A 5,637-nucleotide genomic window follows, 5' to 3' on the forward strand; every position below is an offset into this window, starting at 1 on the left:
CCATGACCAAGAGACGATCGCAGCACTGGTTCGGCGGCCAAGGCAAGGATGCCTTCATCCACCGCAGCTGGATGAAGAACAACGGCCTGCCCGACGACGCTTTCGACGGCCGCCCGGTGATCGGCATCTGCAACACCTTCTCCGAATTCACGCCTTGCCACGTGCATTTCCGTGGCCTGATCGAGCACATCAAGGCAGGCGTGCTGGAGGCCGGCGGCTTGCCGCTGGAATTTCCGGTCTTCTCCTGCGGCGAGTCCAATCTGCGCCCGACGGCGATGCTGTTTCGCAACCTCGCCTCGATGGATGTCGAGGAGGCGATCCGCGGCAACCCGATGGACGGCGTCGTGCTGATGGCCGGCTGCGACAAGACCACGCCGTCGCTGGTCATGGGCGCGGCCTCCTGCGACCTGCCGTCGATCGTCATTTCCGGCGGGCCGATGCTCAATGGCCGCTTCCAGGGCCGCGAGATCGGTTCCGGCACCGATGTCTGGAAATTCTCCGAGGATGTCCGCGCCGGCGTGATGAGCGAACAGGATTTCGCCAATGCCGAGAGCGCCATGTCGCGCTCGCCCGGCCATTGCATGACCATGGGCACCGCCTCGACAATGGCCTCGATGGTCGAGGCGCTGGGCCTGGCGCTGCCCGGCAACGCAGCCTATCCCGCCGTCGACGCGCGCCGCAGCCGCATTGCTCGCATGACGGGGCGGCGCATCGTCGAGATGGTCAACGAAGATCTGCGCCCGTCGGCGATCCTCCAGAAAGAAGCCTTCGCCAACGCCATCCGCGTCAATGGCGCCATCGGCGGCTCGACCAACGCGGTCGTGCATCTGCTGGCGATCGCCGGTCGCGTCGGCACCGAGCTGACGCTGGACGATTGGGACAGATATGGCCGCGATGTGCCAACCATCCTCGACCTGATGCCGTCAGGCCGCTTCCTGATGGAGGATTTCTGCTACGCAGGCGGCATTCCGGCGGTCATGAGGGAGATCGGCGATCTGCTCGATCTCGACGTGCTGACCATCACCGGCAAGACCGTGCGCGACAACATCGCGGATGCCCAAAACTACAATCCCGAGGTGATCCGTCCGCGCGACAAGGCGCTCACGCCCAATGGCGGTATCGCGGTGCTGCGTGGCAATCTGGCGCCCGACGGCGCCATCATCAAGCCGTCAGCCGCGTCGCCAGCTCTGATGAAGCATCGCGGCCGCGCCGTCGTCTTCGAGGACATCGACGACTACAAGGCGCGCATCGACGATCCCTTGCTCGACATCGACGACGGCTCGATCATGGTGCTGAAGAATTGCGGCCCCAAGGGCTATCCGGGGATGGCCGAGGTCGGCAACATGGCATTGCCCCAGAAGCTGCTGAAGCAAGGCGTCCGCGACATGATCCGCATCTCCGATGCCCGCATGTCCGGCACTGCCTTCGGCACCGTCGTTCTGCATGCCGCACCCGAAGCCGCCATCGGCGGCCCGCTGGCGCTGGTCCGCAGCGGCGACATGATCGAGCTTGATGTCGAAGCGCGGAAATTGCATCTCGACGTGTCCGAACAGGAACTCGCAAAGCGGCGGACATCCTGGGCTCCGCCGGAACCGGCGATGCGCGGCGGCTATCAGGGACTTTACGTCGACCATGTCCTGCAGGCGGATCGCGGCGCCGACCTCGACTTTCTCGTCGGAAGCCGTGGCCACACCATCCCGCGCGAAAGCCATTGAGGCCGACCGGCGTGCCCAATTTCCAGCCTGATGATTTCCACGGCATTCACGCTATTCTCTACGCGCTGTTCGACAGCGACGAAAAACTAGACCGCGCGGCGATGCGCAGGCAGGTCGAGATCTGCCTGGCGAGCGGCGTGCACGGCATGGCGGCACTCGGCCTGGCAACAGAAGTCGCCAAGCTGACCGAGGCCGAGCGCCGGACGATCATGGACTGGACGGCTGAGGACACCGCCGGGAAAGTGCCGCTTGCCTTCACGGTCTTCGGCTCTTCGGTGGCCGAGCAGGTCGCACAGGTTCGCCATGCTGAAAGCGTGGGAGCGGATTGGGTGATCCTGCAGCCGCCGGCTGTCGGCTCCTATGGCGCGCCGGAATACATCAGGTTCTTCGGCCGCGTCGCCGCGGCGACCGACCTGCCGGTGGCGATCCAGAATGCGCCGGCCTTTTTCGGGCGCGGCCTGTCATCGGACGAAATCCGCGAACTCGTCACGCTGCATCCCAACATAAGGCTGATCAAGGGTGAGGGTCCGGTCACCGATATTGCCGGATTGATCGAACGCACCGAAGGCCGGATTCCGGTTTTCAACGGACGTGGCGGCCTGGAGCTGATCGACAATTTCCGCATCGGTTGCCGCGGCATGATCCTGGCGCCTGATGGCATCGACCTCGCCGTGCGCGCCTACAATGCATTCCGGGCCGGTGACGAAGCAACGGCCGAGGCCGACTATGCAAGAATGCTGCCGGCAGCGGTCTTCGTCATGCAGGGCATCGAAAACCTGATCTGCTACGGCAAGCGGCTGTTTGGCGCTCGTACCGGCATCCCGATACACGACCGGGCTCCCGCGATGCGACCCAGCGAGATCGGCCTTGCGATGGTGGCGCGCTTTGCGGCTGGCCTCGGCCGGTTGCCGGGCTGAACGGCAACTCCCGTAATAGGTCGTCCGCCCGACCCGCGACAATACCAGCGGGCCCTGAGGCTAACCGAGGAGGTCGGCTGCGACTTCCAGCGTGTTGCGCAACGACGTCTCGAGATGGCGTTCCATCGCTTGCGCGGCGCCTTCGGCGTCGTGATGCCTCAAAGCCTCGAAGATGGCTTCATGCTGCTCGATCGTCTGTTCGCCATAGCCGGGCTTCGGAATGACGAGATGGCGGCCGCGATCCATCTGCGCTTTGGAGATGTCGACTGCTCTCCAGATCATCGGCAGGCCGCAGATTTCGGCGATGGTGCGGTGAAAGACATCGTCGAGCTGTATCGCGGTGGCATATCTGCCCTGCGATATGGCAAGCCGGTGCGTCGCCATATTGTCTTCCAGCAATTCGCCGGCTGCCGGTGAGAACTTGGCGGCCGCGCGTCGGGCGCTTTCCATCTCCAGGGCCCGGCGGATGACGTAGGCTTCTTCCAGGTCGGCCCGGCTGATCGGCGCGACATAAATGCCGGTCTGCGCCAGGATGTTGACCAGACCCTCGTCGCTGATGCGCTTGACCGCTTCGCGCACCGGGGTACGCGAAACACCGAGCGCTTCCGCGATGGCCACCTCGTTGATCACTTCCCCGGGCCTCATCTGTCCGACGACGATAAGGTTGCGAATCTGGTGATAGATCTGATCGCGGAGCGGATGAGCCCGATTGAGAGTCGAAGGATCCAGGTCCATGGGAAATCCGTGGCTTAGGTCACCGGAAATGGTCAGATTAGAATGAAATCAGAAAGCCTCTAATACGAGGGGCGGCTCGGGCCTGCAACTCGCCCGTGACTGACGGAATCCGATGCCGAGGACAACAGGCCAGCCGCCGGGGGAGGGACCTGGCCGCCCGAGGGAAGGCGTGGCAGCCAGTGAGTTCGCGTTCGGGCGGATGGAGAGAATTTCTAATTCCGTCAGCGGATTTGGAATAAACTAACTCTACAGAATTTGTGGAATAAGCAATCTGCACTGGCGATCTGGTTTCCACCCGGACAGGACCACGCCATGCCTAATCTTTTGCGCTCGCCCTTCGCCAAAGCAGGGATATCCGGCCGCCTCCGCCAGGCAGCAGGAGAAAGGCCATGAGCCGGGATGTGCCAGAACGCATCAAGGTGCTCTGGTTCCTGCCGACACATGGCGACAGCCGCTATCTCGGCACGACAGAAGGCGGCAGGGCCGTCGATCTGCCCTATCTGACGCAAGTGGCGAAGGCTGCCGACACGCTAGGTTACTACGGCGTGCTGCTGCCAACCGGCCGGGCATGCGAGGATTCCTGGGTGATCGCATCGGCATTGGTGCCGCTGACCGAGCACTTGCGTTTCCTCGTCGCCGTGCGGCCGGGCCTGCAATCGCCGACGCTGGCCGCGCGCATGACGGCGACGCTGGATCGCATCTCCAATGGGCGCCTGCTGATCAATGTGGTCACCGGCGGCGATCCGCTGGAGAACAAGGGCGACGGCATCTTCCTGTCGCACGCCGAGCGCTACGAGGTGACGCAGGAGTTCCTGCGGATCTACAAGCGGGTGCTGAGCGGCGAGACGGTCGAGCACGAGGGCAAGCATTTCCGCATCGAGGATGGCCGGCTGCTGTTTCCGCCGGTGCAGACGCCCTATCCGCCGCTCTATTTCGGCGGCTCGTCCGACGCCGGATCCGCGGTGGCGGCGCAGGAGATCGATAAATATCTGAGCTGGGGCGAGCCTCCGGCCGATGTCGAGCGCAAGCTGGATGGCGTGCGCGAACTGGCTGAGAAGGCTGGCCGCAAACTCTCTTTCGGCATTCGCCTGCATGTCATCGCGCGTGAAACGACCGAGGAGGCCTGGGCCGCCGCCGACAGGCTGATCAGCCGGCTCGACGACGCGACGATAGCCTCGGCACAGAAGGTCTTTGCCCGCATGGATTCGGTCGGCCAGGCGCGGATGAGCGCGCTGCACGGCGGCAATCGCGCCAAGCTCGAGATCGCACCCAATTTGTGGGCCGGCGTCGGCCTGGTGCGCGGCGGTGCCGGCACTGCCCTTGTCGGTGACCCCGACACGATCGCCGAGCGCATCGACGAATACCGGCGCCTCGGCATCGATACCTTCATCCTGTCCGGCTACCCGCATCTGGAAGAAGCCTATCGTTTCGGCGAGCTGGTGCTGCCGAAACTGCCGACCGATCATCCGGTCAAAGCCGCCGCTTCGTCCGTCAACACCGGTCCGTTCGGCGAGACCATCGCCGGCGACCACCGGCCAAAGTCGCTCGCCAGCGCCTCGTGAACGCGCTCCCTCCGGCCCGTCGGTTGCGCGTCGCCATAATCGGCGGCGGTTTTTCCGGCGCGGCGGTGGCTTGGCACCTGGCGTGGTCACATCGACCGGCGCACCTGTCGATTTCCGTGATCGAGCCGCGACCGTTGCTTGGCGGCGGCCTTGCCTACTCCAGCAAGGAACCTGCGCATCGGGTCAATGTCCCAGCGACAAGAATGAGCATGGCTCCGGAAGATACGCAGCACTTTGCACGCTGGTTGACGGACAGTGGGGAACTCGAGCGCGACGCCGACGCCATCTGGAAGAATGGCGACGCCTATCCACGCCGGCGCGTGTTCGGTCGCTATGTCGCCGAGCATCTGGCGCCCTATCTCAATTCCGGCGTTGTCCATCATGTTGAAGGTTCCGCCACACGCGTGACGCGCGATGCCAGTGGCGCGGGCTGGACCGTGCACACGCCCAGTGGGCCAATTGGCGCCGACATCGTCGTCCTGGCGGCGACGCACCCGCAGCCCGCGATTCCAGCCGCGTTGATCCACCTGGCGGAAGCGCCGGGTTTCATCGCCGATCCGTACGCGCCATCAGCACTTGCCGGGATCGGTCCGGACGCGTCGGTGTTGATCGTCGGCTCTGGCTTGACCTCGGCCGACATGGTCGCCGAACTGGACCGCCGCGGCCATTGTGGCCGCATCCTGTCGTTGTCGCGCCGCGGCTTACGCT

At 64.4% G+C, this 5,637-nt stretch carries 5 protein-coding genes; 4 read left to right on the forward strand and 1 reads right to left on the reverse strand.

Annotation, left to right across the window (positions count from 1 at the left end):
• The first annotated feature begins 2 nt into the window (after positions 1–2).
• On the forward strand, positions 3–1,715 hold the full coding sequence (gene araD, locus EN935_RS20010; RefSeq protein ID WP_127264721.1) for an L-arabinonate dehydratase: 1,713 nt from the start codon (positions 3–5) through the stop codon (positions 1,713–1,715).
• Positions 1,712–2,632: a dihydrodipicolinate synthase family protein gene (locus EN935_RS20015; RefSeq protein WP_245468927.1), complete on the forward strand. Its 921-nt coding sequence runs from the start codon at positions 1,712–1,714 to the stop codon at positions 2,630–2,632. The genes araD and EN935_RS20015 overlap by 4 nt, the downstream gene beginning before the upstream one ends.
• A 60-nt stretch (positions 2,633–2,692) precedes the next feature.
• Here EN935_RS20015 and EN935_RS20020 read toward each other — a convergent pair whose 3' ends face one another.
• Positions 2,693–3,367 (reverse strand): GntR family transcriptional regulator, encoded by a 675-nt coding sequence (locus tag EN935_RS20020; RefSeq protein ID WP_127264723.1) that lies wholly within the window; start codon positions 3,365–3,367, stop codon positions 2,693–2,695.
• 389 nt (positions 3,368–3,756) lie between these two features.
• Here EN935_RS20020 and ssuD point away from each other — a divergent pair, with 389 nt between their 5' ends.
• Both ssuD and EN935_RS20030 read left to right on the forward strand, forming a co-directional pair.
• A complete protein-coding gene (gene ssuD, locus EN935_RS20025; protein WP_127264724.1) occupies positions 3,757–4,929 on the forward strand; it encodes an FMNH2-dependent alkanesulfonate monooxygenase in 1,173 nt (390 codons plus the stop codon).
• Positions 4,926–5,637 (forward strand): FAD/NAD(P)-binding protein (locus EN935_RS20030; protein WP_164771216.1); only part of this gene is annotated, 712 nt, incomplete at its 3' end. The genes ssuD and EN935_RS20030, both read left to right, overlap by 4 nt.

This window comes from Mesorhizobium sp. M7D.F.Ca.US.004.03.1.1 (assembly GCF_003998635.1).
GTDB classification, from domain to species: Bacteria; Pseudomonadota; Alphaproteobacteria; order Rhizobiales; family Rhizobiaceae; genus Mesorhizobium; species Mesorhizobium loti.